Source organism: Pseudosulfitobacter sp. DSM 107133 (assembly GCF_022788695.1).
GTDB lineage: Bacteria > Pseudomonadota > Alphaproteobacteria > Rhodobacterales > Rhodobacteraceae > Pseudosulfitobacter.
Genome location: NZ_CP085154.1, coordinates 2,289,918 through 2,305,358, shown reverse-complemented (window position 1 = coordinate 2,305,358; position 15,441 = coordinate 2,289,918). Strand labels below are relative to the sequence as shown.

Below are 15,441 nucleotides of genomic sequence, written 5' to 3'. Positions count from 1 at the left end.
GTCAGGGAAAGTTCACATGAACCGCCTGCACCGCGCGCTGGTCGATCTGGGGACGGGCGCGCAGGGTGGTGTCGGCGGTGTAGATGTCCAGAATGTCCTGCGACAGCGACTGGTTCAGCTGTTCGACCAGCTGTGCTTGCAGGGCGGTGGCCTCGGCGTTGTCGGCGGCGGGCAGGATCTTGTCCAGACGCACGATCACGACCATGCCCTGACCAGTGATCAGGTTCACATCGCCCGCGTTCATTTCAAACACCTGCGCCATCATGCTGCGCGGGGTGTCCTGAATGAAAGCATTTCGGTTCTGGTCGGTCTCTTCGATTGAATCCAGTCCCAGATCGGCAAAACCGGTGCCATCCTTCAGCTGCGGCAGCACGGCCTCGGCCTTGGCGGTCAGGGCAGCTTCGGTGCGGGCGGCAATCATGTCTGCGGCCAGATCATCGCGCGCTTCGTCAAAGGTGGCATCGCGGGCGGGGGTGACCTTGTCCAGACGCATGGCAAAGATGCCACCGTCGCTGAGCTGTTCGATTTCGGGGTAATCGTCCTGTGTCAGCGCCTTGGCCGCATCGCGGAACTCGGTATAGCCGGCGATCTGTTCCTGGGACCCCTCGAACCAGTCGATGGTGCCAAGGGTCATGTCGCTTTCCTTGGTCAGCTCTTCCAGCGTTGCACCTCCGGCCAGCAGGTCGTCATAGTCGCGCGATTGCGCATCGACCTGACGTCGGGCGCGGTCGGCGGCCAGCGTGGCGCGCAGTTCGGGTTCGGCCTGCTCGAATGTGGTGATATGTTCGGGCAGAATGCCGTTGATGCGAAACAGGGCCGGTCCCAGCGATGTGGGCAGCGGGCCGACCACATCGCCCACGGCACCGGCAAAGATAGGGTCGCCCGCGGCACCCAGATCGGCAAGGCCAACGTCACCCATGTCGACATCGGCCAGTTCCAGCCCGCGGTCCTGCACCAACTGTTCAAAGGTCGTGCCCTGCATTTCCAGCGCGGCGGCGGCACGGTCGGCGGCCTCTTGATCCAGGAAGGGCAGGCGTTCGACCAGACGCCGTTCCGGCTGCTGGTATTCATCGGCGCGCGCGTCATAGGCCGCTTTCAGGTCGGCCTCATCGACGTCGACGCTGTCAATCAACATGTCGGGGGTCAGCAGCGCATAGGTGATGGTCTTGGTTTCCGGGCGCTGGTAATCGGCCTGATGTTCGGTGAGATAGGCGCGCATTTCGTCTTCGGTGGGCTCTGCCACCGGCGTGTCCAGATCATCGGCGCCGAGGCGCGCGTAGGTGAAATTGCGTGCTTCGCCGATATAATCGACCAGCGTCTTGGCATAGGTGTCAGGCATGACAACGCCCGAGGCGATGGCCCCTTGCAACAGGGTGCGCGACGCCTCTTCGCGCAGGCGGGTTTCAAACTCGGATTCTGTCAGACCCGAGCTTTCCAGCGCCATCCGGTAGCCTTCGCGGTTGAACTTGCCGTCAACGCCGCGAAAGGCGCGGATTTCAAGGATCTGATCGCGCAAAGCCGCATCACCGATGGACAGGCCCAGTTTGTCGGTTTCGCTGTCCAGCGCGCGCTGGCTGACCAGACGCTGCAACACGGCCTTGTCCAGACCCATGGCCTGCGCCTGTGCAAAGGGCAGCTGCTGGCCCGTCTGGGCCTCGATTGCGCGGATTTCCTGGCTGAGCTGGTTGGCGTATTGGTCGATGTCGATATGTTTGTCACCGACCGTGCCCAGCGTGCGCAAGGTGCCCGACAGGTTGGTCGCGCCAAAGCCGCCCAGACCCAGTATCAGCATGGCCATCAGGACCCAAACTGCGGTTTTCGACAGGTTCTTTGTGCGTACGGCCATTGTATGGGTCCTCGGGTAACGGTTTGCTTTGTCTAGCGAGCGTGCAGAGCAGGGGCAAGGCCCGACAACGCTGCCTGTCAGCGCGCCAGCTCCAGCGCGGCAAGACGGCGATAGAATTCAGCGATTCCCGTGACATCGAGATTGGCAAATGCGATGCGCAGCTGGCGCGGCCCTGCGGGATCCTCGGCGGGGCAGAACATGGTGCCGGGCAGGCACAGGATGCCGGCCTCGCGCACCAGTTGCGGCGCCAGATCCGCCGAAGAGGCCGCAAAAGGATGCTCCATATAGGCGAAATAGGCCCCCAGCCCCAGCAAACGCCAGCCTTGGGCCGCCAGCACATCGAAACCGCTGGCGATGGCCGCGCGGCGGGCCAGAATCTCGTCGCGTTCGCCCGCGACCCATTGCGACAGGTTTTCCAACCCCCAAAGCGCGGCATACTGGCCGATCTGGCCGGGGCAGATGGCGACGGTATCAAGGAACTTTTCCACCTCGGCCAGCCGTGCAGGGGAGGCCGCCAGCGCGCCGACGCGGTGACCGGTCAGGCGGTAAGCCTTTGAAAAAGAATACAGATGGATGAACGTGTCCTGCCAGCCGTCCTGTTGGAACAGCGCGTGCGGCGCGCCGGTGCGGCTGTCGAAATCGCGGTAGGTCTCGTCAACCATCAGCGTGATGCCCGTATCCCGCGCAAGATCGTAAAATGCGCGGACCAGTTCGGCGGGGTATTCCACGCCGCCGGGGTTGTTGGGGGTGACCAGCGCAATCGCACGGGTGCGTGGCGTGATCAGGGCACGGGCCGCGTCCACGTCGGGCAACAGATCGTCGCCGGTGCGCAGGGCCACGGATGTGACGCCGGACATGTCCAGCCACATCTTGTGATTGAAGTACCAGGGCGTCGGCAGGATCACCTCGTCACCCTCGGCACAGAGCGTGGCGATGGCGGCGGCGAATGCCTGATTGCAGCCCGAGGTAATCGCAACGTGATCGCCCGTGACCGACGCTTCGTAATGCGTGCTGATCTGGGCGGCCAATGCATCGCGCAGGGCGGGCATGCCCAGCACGGGGCCATAAAGGTGCGCATCGTCTTTGGTCAGCGCCGCATCCGCCATCGCCTGACGCAAAGCGGGGGGCGGCGGGTCAACCGGCGCGGCCTGGCTCACGTTGATCAGCGGGCGGTCGGCGGGATGGGTGACCCCGTCCAGCCAGCGACGCGCTTCCATGACGGGCGGGGCGAATGTGGTGGCGGTGCGTGGCAAATTCATCGGTTGGCTCCGGTTGAGGGGGCAGATGCCTCCGGCGGGGATTTTTTGAACCAGAGAAGCGGGTGCGTTAGTCCTTGCCGCGATAGGGCTCGACGTATTGCAGCGCCATGTCCCATGGGAAGAAGATCCACGTGTCCTGAGAGACTTCGGTGATAAAGGTATCGACCTGCGGGCGGCCCTTTGGTTTGGCATAGACGGTGGCGAAATGCGCCTTGGGGTACATGGCGCGGACAACTTCAAGGGTTTTTCCGCTGTCCACCAGATCGTCGATGATCAGAATGCCGGTGCCGTCGCCCATCATCCTGGCGTCGGGGTATTTCAGCACCCGCGCTTCGGACTGGTCCTGATGGTCGTAGGATTTGATGCTGATCGTATCAACAGTGCGGATGTCCAGTTCGCGCGCGACGATCATCGCGGGGGCCATGCCACCACGGGTGATCGCCACCACGGCGCGCCAGCCTCCTTCGTCGGGGCCGTGCCCGTCCAGACGCCAGGCCAGCGCGCGGCTGTCGCGGTGGATCTGGTCCCAGCTGATGTGAAAACCTTTTTCGTGGGGCAGGCGGTCGGTCATCGGATTACTTTCCTGTAAGCAGTTTCAGGCCAAAGCCACCCAAGGCCACCGCAGCGATACGGTCCAGTACGGGTTTGGCTGCGATATAGCGCGCACGGGCAGGGCCGGTAGACAAGAGCACGGCACAGGCGGTGTAAAACACGAGCTCAAGCACGAAGTGATTGGCAACGATCAGCGCAATATGCACCGGATCAAGCCCCTGCGGGAAGATCACCACAATGATCGCACCGGCAAAGAGCATGGATTTGGGATTGCCAAGGTTGACCAGAAAACCCGTCAGAAACGCGCGCCCGCGCGGCACGGACACATCGCCTAGCGGCGTGCGCGCATGGCGCCACGTCTGCACGGCAATCCAGATCAGATAGAACGCACCAGCGATTTTCAGCGTGGTATAAGCCCAGGGGAACAGGGCAAACAGCCCCTCAAGCCCCATCAGCGCCGCCGTGGTCCAAAGCGCGGCCATTGTCGCCAGCCCAAGACCTGTGGCCATGCCTGCCGCACGTCCTGCGCTGACCGATATGCGCACCGATGTCAGGAATGCGGCGCCGGGGCTCAGCAGGGCGGCGATGAGAACCGCGTTAAAGGCAATCAGGCTTTCGAGCGACATATGCGGATCACTTGGTAATGTCGGGGGCGTCGACCGCCTTCATGCCGACCACATGATAGCCTGCATCGACGTGCAGGTTTTCACCCGTTGTGCCGCTGCCCAGATCGGACAGCAGATAAAGCGCGGCCTTGCCCACGTCCTCGATGGTCACGTTGCGGCGCAGGGGAGAGTTGTACTCATTCCACTTCATGATGTACCGGAAATCGCCGATGCCCGACGCGGCCAGCGTTTTGATCGGGCCGGCCGAGATCGCGTTGACGCGGATGCCGTCCTTGCCCAGATCTTCGGCCAGATATTGCACCGACGCCTCAAGGGCGGCTTTGGCCACGCCCATCACGTTATAATGCGGCATCACCTTTTCGGCGCCGTAATAGGTGAGCGTCACGGCGCTGCTGCCGGGGTTCATCATCTTCTCGGCGCGCTGCATCACGGCAGTGAAGGAATAGACCGAAATGTCCATGGACATGGCGAAGTTGGCGCGGCTGGTGTCGACATAGCGCCCGCGAAGTTCGTTCTTGTCCGAAAAGCCGATGGCATGAACCACAAAATCCAGATTGCCCCATGTCTCTTTCAGGGAGGCAAACAGCGCATCAATCGATGCCTCGTCACCCACGTCGCAGGGCAGGACAATGTTGCTGCCCAAAGACGCGGCCAGCGGGTCAACACGTTTCTTCAGCGCATCGCCCTGATAGGAAAATGCCAGCTGTGCACCGGCATCCGCAAGTGTCTTGGCAATGCCCCACGCGATCGACTTGTCATTGGCAAGGCCCATGATCAAACCGCGTTTGCCCTTCATTAGCTCATGCGCCATCAAAAACCCCTTTGCCTTCAAGCCACTTCACCTACCTGACCTTTAGGCGATTGACCCGATGCCATCAAGAGAGATGGTATGCATCCGATGTGGTCTTTATGCGGTATAGTAGGCAGATACATGCCGCGGCACGACCGATGTTACGAAAATGATGGAGAAAAGAATGGCAGAACGCAGTGGTAAATTCGCAGGCGAAGACCCGTTTGCCCTGGCGCGCAGCTGGTTGGCCGAGGCGGAAGCGGTCGAGTTGAATGATCCCAATGCCATTGCCCTGGCCACGGTTGATGCACAGGGCATGCCGAATGCCCGCATGGTATTGTTAAAGGACATCACGGACGACGCATTCATCTTTTACACCAATTATGAAAGCGCCAAGGCGCAAGAGCTGGAACACGCCAAGACAGCCGCCTTTGTGATGCACTGGAAATCATTGCGCAGGCAGGTGCGGGTGCGCGGGACGGTCACACGCGAAGATGGTGAACGGGCTGACGCCTATTATGCGTCACGGTCGCTGAAAAGCCGTCTGGGCGCCTGGGCGTCGCGCCAGAGCCGCCCGTTGAAAAACCGCGCAACCCTGATGGCCGAGGTCGCAAAGGTCACCGCGCAGCATGGAACCAACCCCAAACGCCCGCCATTCTGGGGCGGCTACCGGATCACCCCGGTCGAGATAGAATTCTGGGCAGATGGCGATTTCAGACTACATGACAGGTACAAATGGTGGCGTGAAAACAAGGCTGATCCATGGCGGATTCAGCGCCTAAATCCCTGAATTTCACGAAGCGTGAAATGCAGAAACTTGAAATGTTTGAATTTTTCTCGCTTGAAAAGCGATGTGGAAATCGTGCAAGTCTTGCGCCACTTGTGAATGAAAATGTTCTGCATATGAAAGACCGCTCTGTGTCCGACGAAGAAATCAAACTTGTACCCTTGACCGGGCTGGTGAAATGGTTCGATCCGGTCAAAGGGTTTGGCTTTATCGTCGCTGATACGGGCGGTCCCGACATTCTGCTGCATGTGAATGTGTTGCGCAATTTTGGCCAAAGTTCGGTTTCGGATATGGCGCGGATCAGTGTGACGGTTCAACAGACGGAACGCGGAGTTCAGGCGGTCGAAGTGCTGTCGATCTCACCGCCCGAAGGTGTAGAACCAAGCCTGCCGATGAACGAACTGGCCGAAATCGGTGCTGCGGATCTGGACATGGTGCCGCTGGAACCGGCGCGGGTGAAGTGGTTCGACAAGGGCAAGGGGTTCGGCTTTGCCAATGTCTTTGGTCGCGCAGAAGATGTTTTTCTGCATGTCGAGGTGCTGCGCCGGTCGGGTCTGGCCGACCTGCAACCGGGCGAAGCCTTGGCAATTCGGGTGATTGATGGCAAACGTGGGCGCATGGCCGCCGAAGTTCACCCTTGGGAGGCGGCGCTGTCAAAGGACGACTGACAATGCGCGGCTTTCTGTTTACCGGTCTTTTTCTGATTTTTGGCGCCAACGCGCTGTGGGCGGCCTGTTCCCAAGGGGCGGTCGAGCTGCGCGGTGACTGGGGCCAGGCGCGGTTTAATGTCGAGATTGCCGACACGGATGCAGAACGCGCGAAAGGGCTGATGCACCGGACGAAGATGGCGCAATCGGCCGGGATGCTCTTTGTTTATGACAGACCGCGCAGCATGTCGTTCTGGATGCGCAATACGCTGATCCCGCTGGACATGCTGTTCATTGATGCGCAGGGCGTGGTGCAGAACATTCACCGCAACGCGATTCCCCTGGACGAAACCCCGATTTTCGGCGGCGAGAATATGCTGGCCGCATTGGAAATAAACGGCGGACTGGCCGCGCGACTGGGTATCACCACCGGCACTCAGGTGCGTCATCCGGCGTTTCGTGACGCCGATGCTGCATGGCCCTGCACAGAATAGCACCCGCAGGGCACTTTTGCTCTTTTCAATCGACGGGGTGGTCGTTATGCACCGCCCATGGTTCGGGGTGTGGCGCAGCCTGGTAGCGCACCTGTTTTGGGTACAGGGGGTCGGAGGTTCGAATCCTCTCGCCCCGACCATATATCTCTTACGATGTTTGATCTTTCACGGCACGCGCAACGCGCGCGCCGGATCAGGCGCGTCTAGTCAACCGTCTTGCCACCGGCGGCACGCATCATCTGGTCCAGCAAATGATCCAGCTGGCGGTCTTTATAATAGATGCGCCGCGGCGTGCCCGATTTCTGCGGCACCTCTGCGAAATAGCTGAATTCGACCAGTGTGGACTGTGGCCCCGCATCGGTGCGGCGCTGCTGTTTCTGCATGACCACGGTGGGGGTTTTCAGCGCACCGTCATATTCCAGCAACAAGAATGCGGCAAAATCGGGGGTGGGCAGGGTGCGACACTGAACGATTCCCCGTGCGGGAGTCGCCAGAATGTCGCCTGGTGAGTCGCAGGCCGCGCGAAAGGCTTCGTGTAGGCCGGTGGGGTCTTGGGCAAACAAAGCACGACGCACGGGCAAATCTTGTGGATTGCTGACCGTTGTTTCTACATATTGTGGGGAACAGGCTGCCAACAAGATGGGCAAGAGTGCCGAAATCAGTTTCATGAGCGTGCCCTTTTTGCCAGTTGCCTCCAAACGATCATACTTCCCATCCAAGGACAAACCGTTTCGCGCTGCGGCGCAGAACCGTGGATGAAGCTGGGTACAACTTCATGAACAACGTCACATGAGCGGGCTAAGCTTGCTTCAATGTTAGAAAAATTCATTCACAGCCTGTGGGTAACATTTTGGGGGTTATCCACCACCTTGCGACCCTGAATCAGCAGACTCCGTTGACGATACAATCTTGTTCGTCGGTCAAGGCTGTTGCGTAGAAAAAAACCTAAAAATTTTCGTTGACGCAAGCCCACCGGATACGTCAGGTTGTGCAGACAGCGTCAGGCAACACAACATTTAGTGGTCAACACTACCCCATCCCCGACGCCACTGGGACAGACAATTTTCGTCATATCAGGCGGAACCGCGGCCGGAACAACCGGCTTTCAGCGGACCAAGCGGTGTCGTTTGTTTTCAGTCGATAAGCCAAACGGACCGCTGCAACGTCAGCTGTCTAATCTGAAAATGCTGGATATGAGGCAGCGCGATGAAAATTGACCGAAAGTTTACCAAAGCCGGATCAGATGCCTATGCATCGCTGGATTTCATTACGACCGTGTCCGAAATCCGCAATCCCGATGGGACGATCGTCTTTCACCTCGACAATGTCGAAGTGCCCTCGTCGTGGAGCCAGGTGGCCAGCGATGTGATCGCGCAGAAATATTTCCGCAAGGTCGGCGTGCCCAGCAAGGTTGAAAAGATCAAGGAAAAGGGTGTTCCTGAATTCCTGTGGCGCTCTGTTCCTGCAAAGGGTGCCAAGATGGGCGGCGAAACCTCGTCCAAGCAGGTGTTTGACCGTCTGGCAGGGGCCTGGGCCTATTGGGGCTGGAAGGGTGGCTATTTCACCACCGAGGAAGACGCACGGACTTATTACGACGAAATGCGCCACATGTTGGCGACGCAGCGCGCTGCGCCCAACAGCCCGCAGTGGTTCAACACCGGCCTGCACTGGGCTTATGGGATCGACGGTCCGGCGCAGGGCCACTATTATGTGGACCACAAGACCGGCGAGCTGACCCGCTCGACCTCTTCTTACGAGCACCCGCAGCCCCACGCCTGCTTTATCCAGTCGGTTGCCGACGACCTGGTGGGCGATGGCGGCATCATGGACCTTTGGGTGCGTGAAGCACGGCTTTTCAAATACGGCTCGGGCACCGGCACCAACTTTTCAAGCTTGCGTGGCGAAGGTGAAAAACTGTCCGGCGGTGGCAAATCCAGCGGCCTGATGGGCTTCCTGAAAATCGGTGACCGTGCAGCGGGTGCGATCAAATCGGGTGGCACCACGCGCCGCGCGGCCAAGATGGTGATCGTCGATGCGGACCACCCTGACATTCAGGATTTCATCAACTGGAAGGTGATCGAAGAGCAGAAAGTGGCGAGCATCGTTGCCGGTTCGAAAATGCATGAACAGAAGCTGAATGCGCTTTTCGCCGCGATCAAGGCATGGGACGGCGCAGAGGCCGACGCCTATGACCCCAAGGTGAACGAAGGGCTGAAGGCAGCCATTCGTGACGCCAAAAAGGTCGCGATCCCCGAGACTTATATCAAACGCGTGCTGGATTATGCCAAACAGGGCCACACCAGCATCGAGTTCCCCACCTATGACACCGACTGGGATTCCGAAGCCTACAGCTCGGTTTCGGGGCAGAACTCGAACAACTCGATCCGCGTGACAAACGCCTTCCTGACGGCCGTTGAAAAAGACGCCGACTGGGAACTGATCAGCCGCACCGACAACCGCGTGACCAAGACGATCCGCGCCCGCGATCTGTGGGAGCAGGTGGGCCACGCCGCATGGGCCTGTGCTGATCCGGGCATCCAGTACCACGACACCGTGAACGAATGGCACACGTGCCCGGCGGACGGCCCGATCCGTGGCTCGAACCCGTGCTCGGAGTACATGTTCCTGGACGACACCGCCTGTAACCTGGCGTCGATGAACCTGCTGACCTTCCTGAAGGACGGTGAATTTCAGGTCGAGGATTACATGCACGCAGCACGTCTGTGGACCGTGACGCTGGAAATCAGCGTGATGATGGCGCAATTCCCGTCGAAAGAGATTGCACAGCGGTCCTATGACTTCCGCACGCTGGGTCTGGGCTATGCGAACATCGGCGGTTTGCTGATGAACATGGGCTATTCCTATGACAGCGACGAAGGCCGCGCGCTGTGCGGTGCGCTGACCGCGATCATGACCGGCGTGGCCTATGCCACATCCGCCGAGATGGCGGGCGAGCTGGGCGCGTTCCCGGGCTACAAGAAAAACGCCAAGGACATGCTGCGCGTCATCCGCAACCACCGCAATGCCGCCTATGGCAACGACGAAGGCTATGAAAAGCTGGCCGTAAAGCCGGTGCCGCTGGACATCGCCGGTTGCCCTGACATGCGTCTGGTCGAGATGGCCCAAAGCACTTGGGACGAGGCGCTGAGCCTTGGCGAAAAGCACGGTTATCGCAACGCGCAGACTTCGGTCATTGCCCCCACGGGCACCATCGGTCTGGTGATGGACTGTGACACCACGGGGATCGAGCCCGACTTTGCGCTGGTGAAGTTCAAGAAGCTGGCCGGTGGCGGGTACTTCAAGATCATTAACCGGTCGGTGCCTGCGGCGCTGGAAAAGCTGGGCTACGGCTCGGCCCAGATCGAGGAAATCGTCAGCTATGCGGTGGGCCACGGCACCATCGGCAATGCGCCCGGCATCAACCACACGTCGCTGACCGGCCACGGCTTTGGTCCCAACGAGCTGGCCAAGGTGGACGCCGCGCTGGAAAGCGCCTTTGACATCCGGTTCGTGTTCAACCAGTGGACGCTGGGCGAGGATTTCTGCACCAAGGTGCTGGGCATCCCCGCGGCCAAGCTGAACGACCCCACCTTCGACCTGCTGCGCCACCTTGGGTTCACCAAGCGTGACATCGAACTGGCCAACGACCACGTGTGCGGCACCATGACACTGGAAGGCGCGCCGTTCCTGAAGGAAGAGCATTACGCGATCTTTGATTGCGCCAATGCCTGCGGCAAGAAGGGCAAGCGTTACCTGAGCGTCGACAGCCACATCTATATGATGGCCGCCGCGCAATCGTTCATCTCGGGCGCGATCAGCAAGACGATCAACATGCCCAACGATGCCACCATCGAGGATTGCCAGAAGGCGTACGAGCTGTCGTGGTCGCTGGGTGTGAAGGCAAACGCACTGTACCGTGACGGCTCGAAACTGTCGCAGCCGCTGGCGTCCGCGCTGGTCGAGGATGACGAAGAGGCGGAAGAGATCCTTGCATCCGGTTCGATGCAGGAAAAAGCCACCGTTCTGGCCGAGAAGATCGTTGAAAAGATCATCGTCAAGGAAATCGTCAAATCGCACCGCGAGAAAATGCCCGAGCGTCGCAAGGGCTATACCCAGAAGGCCATCGTCGGCGGGCACAAGGTGTACCTGCGCACCGGCGAATATGCCGACGGCAACCTGGGCGAAATCTTTATCGACATGCACAAGGAAGGTGCCGGTTTCCGCGCCATGATGAACAACTTTGCTATCGCGGTGTCGGTTGGTCTGCAATACGGCGTGCCGCTGGAAGAGTTTGTTGATGCGTTCACGTTCACCAAGTTCGAACCGGCCGGCATGGTTCAGGGCAACGACAGCATCAAGAATGCAACGTCGATCCTGGATTATATCTTCCGCGAACTGGCGGTGTCCTATCTGGACCGTACCGATCTGGCCCATGTGCAGCCCGAAGGCGCGTCGTTCGACAGCATCGGTCGCGGGGTCGAAGAGGGCGTGAGCAACGTCAGCGAAATCAGCGAAAGTGCCGCCAGCAAGTCGTTGGAAGTGCTGAAACAGATTTCCTCGACCGGCTATCTGCGCAAGCGTTTGCCACAGGATCTGACCCTGTTGCAGGGCGGCATGGCCGATCCGGTTGTGTCCTTGCAAACACTTGTTCCCGAAGTGGCCACAGGCACAGGCGGGGCGGCCAGCATGTCGACCACGTCGGTGGCTTCGGGCGCGGTCAGTCTGGATGCGCGGACCAAGGCCAAGATGCAGGGCTATGAGGGCGAGGCTTGCGGCGAATGCGGCAACTACACGCTGGTGCGCAACGGCACCTGCATGAAGTGCAACACCTGCGGCGGTACGTCCGGCTGTAGTTAAGCAAATCACGTTTCCCGATGCGGGAAAACGTGCAGGGGGTTCGGCCGCGCCAGTTCAGGCCGAACCTCCGCCGAAATAGGGTGGGGCGGAAGATTGTCCTTCCCACCTTGACACGGGGCGGGTGCGCTCGCCCCCTGACGACGCTCAGGCCGCAGGCAAAAAAATTTCCGAGCGGTTAACACATTGAGCCTGAGTGGCGAGACTTTACGGGAGAGCTTCGGCTCTCCCTTTTTTCTGCGCGGGTCAGAATTTTTCAGGGTGTCACGAAACGCATGAAAAACCGGGGTGCAGGAACAATCGGTCCTGACCCGCATGGATTTACCCAAAACCACCTCTGGTTGCCGCACCCAAATCCGATTAAGTCCTGTCCGGAACGCTGGGGGCCTGACAATTGAAAAAGATCACTTTGCCGGAACGGGCGCATTGGCGCGACCATGCCAAAGACGTCGGATTCACCTTTGCGGATATGCATGGCGAACCCTATTGGGATGAAACCTCGGCCTACGCCTTTACGCTTGAACAGATCGAGACCGATCTGGAAGACCCCTCAACCGCGCTGCATGACATGTGCCGCGAGGCCGTGGCCGAGATCATCGCCAGCGAAAGCCTGATGGATAAACTGGCAATCCCCGAAGCGCACCGCGATCTTGTTGCCGAAAGCTGGAAGCGGGGCGACCCGGAGATATACGGACGGTTCGATTTCGCCTACGACGGTCAGACGCCTGCCAAGTTGTTGGAATATAACGCCGATACGCCCACGTCTCTGTACGAAAGCGCGGCGTTTCAGTGGCAATGGTTAGAGGACCAGTTGGACGCCGGTGTGCTGCCTGAAGGAACCGACCAGTTCAACGGGATACACGAGGCGCTGGTCGCGCGGTTCGCCGAAGTGTTCGAAAAGAACAGCGATTTGCACTTTACCGCGGTCGCCGGAAACCCGGAGGATTACGGCACGGTCGAGGCCATGGGCTGGGCCGCGCGTGAGGCCGGTTTGGGTGCGCATTACTGTGATCTGGACAAAATCGCGCTTAGCGAGGACGGTCAATTCCTGGATGACGAAGACCGTCGCATCGCGGTTCTGTTCAAGCTGTATCCGTGGGAAGATTTGCTGCGCGATGACTATGCAAACCACATCGACGGATCCGGCTGTCTGTTTCTGGAACCTGCGTGGAAGGCATTGCTGTCCAACAAGGGGCTTTTGCCGGTGTTGTGGGAGATGTTCGAGGGGCATCCAAACCTGTTGCCCGCCTTTTTCGAGGCCGATCTGAACGACACCACGCCGGGCAGCGGCGCGAGTGCTGCCGCCTTTGCCCGCGCCGAAGCGCAACTGGACGCCGGTCATGTGCGCAAGCCGATCCTGTCGCGTGAAGGCGCGTCGGTTTCGATTTTCAAGGCCGGTCAGGTGGTCGAGGAATCGAAAAACACCGACTATTCAGGACATCCGCGCATCATTCAGGCCTATGCGCCATTGCCGCAGTTTGACGGGTTTCGTCCGGTGGTCGGTGCATGGATCATCGGGCAGGCTTGCGCCGGAATTGGTATGCGCGAGGACCGGTCCCGCATCACGCAGGATCTGTCCCGATTCAAACCCCATTTTATCGTTGCGTAACAGGCGCGGCCCCCTAGCAGAAAGACGACTGACATGACCAAACGCTCGAATCGCGTTGCTATTATGATCGTTGGCGCGACCGCCTTTGCGCTGGCGGGATGCCGCGAAGAACAGGTGGACGCCGCCGCATTTCCGGATCTGCAAAGCTGTGTGGACGAAGCGTCGCGCGGCGGGATGTTCAACGCGCAAGATTGCGAGACCTCGTTTGCGCAGGCCGAGGCGCTGCACGTCGAGGCCGCGCCACGCTATGACAGCATTGCCGTTTGCGAAGAGCAGCACGGCGAAGGTGCCTGCGGTTCGGAGGCAAGCGCAACACAAGGCGGGTCTGGCAGTATCTTTATGCCGTTGCTGGCAGGTTATCTGATTGGCAACATGCTGGGCGGACGCACAGGGATGTCTGCGGCCCAGCCGCTGTATAAGAATGCCGACGGGCGATACACCAACGCCGCGCGCACCAGCACCTTTTCCAGCAACCAGGGTGCTGCAAAGCTGAACACCTCGCAATTTGTCCGCCCGACCTCGACAATCGGGAAAACACCGATGACGCGCGCCACGGCTGCCACACGCGGCGGCTTTGGCAAGGCTGGTGGTTCAAGGAAGGGTTTTGGAGGGTAGAGATACCTGCAGACGCTCAAGGTCGAAAACGATATCGCATTCTTCCAGTGCGACATCGACTTTGGGCCGTTTCCACCGACGTCACGTGGCCGGGAGAGGGGCAGGTTGTAACCGCGTTTTGCGCTGTGTGTCCTGCATTCCGATGCCCATCCAACGGTGAGAGCGTGCCCGTGTCGCGGGCATTTTGCCATCGCTCTTGCCATAGCGGCTTCGCCGCCTTAGGTGGGCGGCTTGAGACACGGCACCAAGGGGAGCACGCCCATGCAAACGCCCTATTACCTGATCGACAAATCCAATCTGAAAAAGAACATGGAAAAAATCGCGTGGCTGCGCGAGGCTTCAGGGGCGAAATCGCTGCTGGCGCTGAAGTGTTTTGCCACGTGGTCGGTGTTCGACTTCATGTCGCAGTATATGGACGGATCGACGTCGTCGTCGCTGTACGAAGTACGGTTGGGCGCCGAGAAGTTCGGCGGCGAAACACACGCCTATTCCGTGGCTTATGCCGATCACGAGATCGACGAGGTGCTGGGCCACAGCGACAAGATCATCTTCAACTCCATCGGCCAGCTGACCCGTTTCGATGCCGCATCGCAGGGCCATGTGCGCGGGCTGCGGGTCAATCCGGGTGTGTCGACCTCTGGGTTCGATCTGGCCGATCCGGCGCGTCCGTTCAGCCGTCTGGGCGAACATGATCCCGACCAGATCGCCACGGTGGCGGACAAGATCAGCGGGCTGATGTTCCACAACAACTGTGAAAACGACGATTTCGACCGGTTCGACCAGATGCTGACCCTGATCGAGGACCGTTTTGGCGCGATCATTGCGCGGATGGACTGGATCAGCCTGGGCGGCGGCATCCATTTCACCGGCGAAGGCTATCCGCTGGAGCGTCTGGCCGCGCGGCTTAAGACTTTTGCGGAAACCAACGGCGTGCAGGTCTATCTGGAACCGGGCGAGGCCGCGATCACCGGGGCGGCGACGCTTGAGGTGACCGTGCTGGACACGCTGCACAACGGCAAGGACCTGGCGATTGTCGATGCGTCGATCGAAGCACACATGCTGGATTTGCTGATCTACCGCGAGCCTGCGAAAATCAGCCCCGACACCGGCGATCACCCGTGGATGATCTGCGGCAAGTCCTGCCTTGCGGGCGATATCTTTGGCGAGTTCCGGTTCGACAAACCGATCCAACCCGGTGACCGGATTTCGTTTCAGGACGCAGCCGGTTACACAATGGTTAAGAAAAACTGGTTCAACGGGGTGAAGATGCCCGGAATCGCCATTCGCGAGTTGGACGGAACCCTGCGCATGGTGCGCGAATTCGACTACGCCGATTTTTCGGCAGCCCTTTCCTGAACACCA

Annotated in this window: 13 protein-coding genes and 1 tRNA gene; 8 read left to right on the top strand and 6 right to left on the bottom strand. The window is 59.8% G+C overall.

The annotated features are described in order from the left end of the window. Nucleotide 1 precedes the first annotated feature (1 nt). The 5 genes from DSM107133_RS11290 to fabI all read right to left on the bottom strand — a co-directional run bounded on the left by DSM107133_RS11290 (nt 2) and on the right by fabI (nt 5,094). Nucleotides 2-1,846: a peptidylprolyl isomerase gene (locus DSM107133_RS11290; RefSeq protein WP_114295556.1), complete on the bottom strand. Its 1,845-nt coding sequence runs from the start codon at nt 1,844-1,846 to the stop codon at nt 2-4. A 77-nt stretch (nt 1,847-1,923) separates the two neighbouring features. Continuing rightward, nucleotides 1,924-3,105, bottom strand: coding sequence for an aminotransferase (locus DSM107133_RS11285; protein WP_114295555.1), 1,182 nt, complete (start codon nt 3,103-3,105; stop codon nt 1,924-1,926). Between the two features lie 67 nt (nt 3,106-3,172). Further along, nucleotides 3,173-3,676, bottom strand: coding sequence for a xanthine phosphoribosyltransferase (gene gpt / locus DSM107133_RS11280; RefSeq protein ID WP_114295554.1), 504 nt, complete (start codon nt 3,674-3,676; stop codon nt 3,173-3,175). 4 nt (nt 3,677-3,680) lie between these two features. Beyond that, entirely contained in the window at nt 3,681-4,283 is a 603-nt protein-coding gene (locus DSM107133_RS11275) for a LysE family transporter (protein ID WP_114295553.1), read from the bottom strand. 7 nt (nt 4,284-4,290) lie between these two features. Further along, the gene (gene fabI, locus DSM107133_RS11270; protein WP_114295552.1) at nt 4,291-5,094 is read right to left on the bottom strand and encodes an enoyl-ACP reductase FabI; all 804 of its coding nucleotides are present in this window, start codon (nt 5,092-5,094) and stop codon (nt 4,291-4,293) included. A 163-nt stretch (nt 5,095-5,257) separates the two neighbouring features. Between fabI and pdxH the strand changes: the two genes are divergently transcribed. The 4 genes from pdxH to DSM107133_RS11250 all read left to right on the top strand — a co-directional run bounded on the left by pdxH (nt 5,258) and on the right by DSM107133_RS11250 (nt 7,141). Continuing rightward, nucleotides 5,258-5,863 carry a pyridoxamine 5'-phosphate oxidase gene (pdxH, locus tag DSM107133_RS11265; protein WP_114295551.1) on the top strand — a complete coding sequence of 202 codons (606 nt, stop codon included), beginning with the start codon at nt 5,258-5,260 and terminating at the stop codon, nt 5,861-5,863. Between the two features lie 113 nt (nt 5,864-5,976). Continuing rightward, nucleotides 5,977-6,528, top strand: a complete 552-nt coding sequence (locus DSM107133_RS11260; protein WP_114295612.1) for a cold shock domain-containing protein — start codon at nt 5,977-5,979, stop codon at nt 6,526-6,528. 2 nt (nt 6,529-6,530) lie between these two features. Beyond that, complete coding sequence (locus tag DSM107133_RS11255) at nt 6,531-7,001, top strand: DUF192 domain-containing protein (protein ID WP_114295550.1); 471 nt, start codon at nt 6,531-6,533, stop codon at nt 6,999-7,001. 63 nt (nt 7,002-7,064) lie between these two features. After that, a tRNA-Pro gene (locus DSM107133_RS11250) sits at nt 7,065-7,141 on the top strand. Between the two features lie 63 nt (nt 7,142-7,204). On the opposite strand, the gene DSM107133_RS11245 is transcribed toward DSM107133_RS11250, so the two are convergent. Continuing rightward, entirely contained in the window at nt 7,205-7,564 is a 360-nt protein-coding gene (locus tag DSM107133_RS11245) for a hypothetical protein (RefSeq protein ID WP_243253550.1), read from the bottom strand. A 643-nt stretch (nt 7,565-8,207) separates the two neighbouring features. Here DSM107133_RS11245 and DSM107133_RS11240 point away from each other — a divergent pair. From DSM107133_RS11240 to DSM107133_RS11225, 4 genes are all read left to right on the top strand, one after another. Then, the gene (locus DSM107133_RS11240; RefSeq protein WP_114295548.1) at nt 8,208-11,858 is read left to right on the top strand and encodes a vitamin B12-dependent ribonucleotide reductase; all 3,651 of its coding nucleotides are present in this window, start codon (nt 8,208-8,210) and stop codon (nt 11,856-11,858) included. Between the two features lie 391 nt (nt 11,859-12,249). Continuing rightward, complete coding sequence (locus DSM107133_RS11235; RefSeq protein WP_114295547.1) at nt 12,250-13,464, top strand: glutathionylspermidine synthase family protein; 1,215 nt, start codon at nt 12,250-12,252, stop codon at nt 13,462-13,464. Nucleotides 13,465-13,497: 33 nt separating this feature from the next. Next, nucleotides 13,498-14,079 carry a DUF1190 domain-containing protein gene (locus DSM107133_RS11230; RefSeq protein WP_114295546.1) on the top strand — a complete coding sequence of 194 codons (582 nt, stop codon included), beginning with the start codon at nt 13,498-13,500 and terminating at the stop codon, nt 14,077-14,079. A gap of 261 nt (nt 14,080-14,340) precedes the next feature. After that, the gene (locus DSM107133_RS11225; protein WP_114295545.1) at nt 14,341-15,435 is read left to right on the top strand and encodes a carboxynorspermidine decarboxylase; all 1,095 of its coding nucleotides are present in this window, start codon (nt 14,341-14,343) and stop codon (nt 15,433-15,435) included. Nucleotides 15,436-15,441: the final 6 nt, after the last annotated feature.